This is a genomic window from Bacteroides cellulosilyticus DSM 14838 (assembly GCF_000158035.1).
GTDB classification, from domain to species: domain Bacteria; phylum Bacteroidota; class Bacteroidia; order Bacteroidales; family Bacteroidaceae; genus Bacteroides; species Bacteroides cellulosilyticus.
Genome location: NZ_EQ973542.1, coordinates 1 through 1,926, shown reverse-complemented (window position 1 = coordinate 1,926; position 1,926 = coordinate 1). Strand labels below are relative to the sequence as shown.

The 1,926-nt window shown below is 45.8% G+C and carries 1 protein-coding gene; it reads right to left on the bottom strand.

Features of this window, described 5'->3' with window-relative positions; all coding sequences use genetic code 11:
• Window positions 1-26 precede the first annotated feature (26 nt).
• Window positions 27-1,926: alpha-galactosidase (locus BACCELL_RS25580; protein ID WP_007215094.1), on the bottom strand; the 1,900-nt coding region annotated here is incomplete at its 5' end.

The following is a 1,926-nucleotide window of genomic DNA, read 5'->3' as shown; positions in this document are numbered from 1 at the left end:
AAAAAGTGATGCGTACCAAACTTACGTTATTTGTTCACATCTGAAACGCTCACTTCCAACAGATAAAGTATTCTGCTGGAATAATCACTTTTCTTGTTTCTATCCACCAAATGATCGTAAGGAATTTCCAGACCGTTTGCCATTAAGTATGCTCCACTGAATATCTGTCCTTCAAAGATTAACGGCTGATTATCAATGCGGTTCAGTTCACGGATACGATAGTTACCTTGCGGATTCAATCCCGCCATCTTCACACGCGGTAAATGTTGGTTGCGGAAATGTTCAGTCTTCCACCAATAAAAAACAGCCTTATCTTTTTCCGGAGATGTGTACATCAACGAGGCTACGCCCAACTTATCATAAGGTGATACCAGCCTATAAATATCTCCCAATTGAACTACCGGACGTATTTCCTTATACTCGGCTATGGCTTTCCTGCAAAGTTCCTTTTCTTCACCGGTCATATCCTTGGGCTGTATTTCCATTCCCAAACGTCCGCTCATAGCCACATCAATACGGAATTTCAGTGGAATAGTACGGAAAGTCTGATGATTAGGGGTAGCGCTGATATGCGAAGCCATTGCCATGGCCGGAAAGAAATAAGAAGTTCCCCACTGCATATACACACGTTGCAAAGCATCGGTATTATCGCTCACCCAGAACTCGTCAAAATAGGGTAGTACTCCATAGTTCGCCCTGCCACCGCCCTGAGCGCAGGCCTGGATGGTCAGGTCGGGATATTTGCTGCGTATACGCTTACAGATTGACTCGAAGCCCCGATGGTAGGCTATATACAGATGGCTCTGCTCTCCCTTACCCAGATAACCGGAGCCATGATTCATGATAGGCATATTCGCATCCCATTTGATGTAATCTATCTCCGGATGTTTTGTCATCAGATTATCCACTATACCAAAAATAAAATCCTGCACCTTGGGATTAGACAAGTCGAGCACCACCTGCGTTCCACCTCGGCCTGCAACCAATTCATACCCGGGAGCCCGGATCACCCAGTCCGGATGTTTTTCATACAGTTCACTGGTGGTATTCACCATTTCCGGTTCAATCCAGATGCCGAACTTAATGCCCTGTTTCTTAGCCTCATCAATCAATCCCCCGATACCCGAAGGCAGTTTTTCCTTATCAACGACCCAATCTCCCAAAGAAGACCGGTCTGTTCTGCGTGGATACTTGTCACCGAACCAGCCATCGTCCATCACAAACAATTCACCGCCCAAAGAGGCGATATCTGACATCATCTGACTCATTCCAGTCTCATTGATCTTGAAATAAACTCCTTCCCAACTGTTCAGGAGTATCTTGCGGAGCTTTGTCCCGTTGGCCAGTTTATGTAGTCTGGCCCAGCGGTGAAAATTACGGCTACTCCCACTCAATCCTTCATCACTGTAAGTCAAAGCCAATTCAGGAGTCCTGAACACTTCACCCGGTTTCAGGTGATATGTCGAATTGTCTTCATTGATACCGGCATAAAAATGATGGTATTCACTGTCGTCCGTGTCGATGCGCAATTTGTAGTTCCCACTATAACACAATGCCGCACCAATGACACGCCCGCTATTCTCAACAGGTTGTCCATCAAGCGAAAACATGACCTCAGCATGTGCCGTATGTGAATTGCGTACTCCATCTCTGTTCTTTATGACTTTCATCCCCGGCTCCAAAGGCTCTTGCAACAAGCGCCCTTCATTGGCCCAGGCTCCGTAAAGATGAGACAACCATACATTTCCCCGCCGGATGGGCAGATAAGCGGAAGCAAACTGATTGAGTGTCACGTTTTTTTTCTCCTGATGGCTGAGTTCGGTCCATGTTTCTATGATATCCACATCCTGATAGGCTTTATAGCAGACCTTTACATAAAAGGGGTATACTTTGTCTTTCAAGGATATGATTGTCAGGTCAGTATCT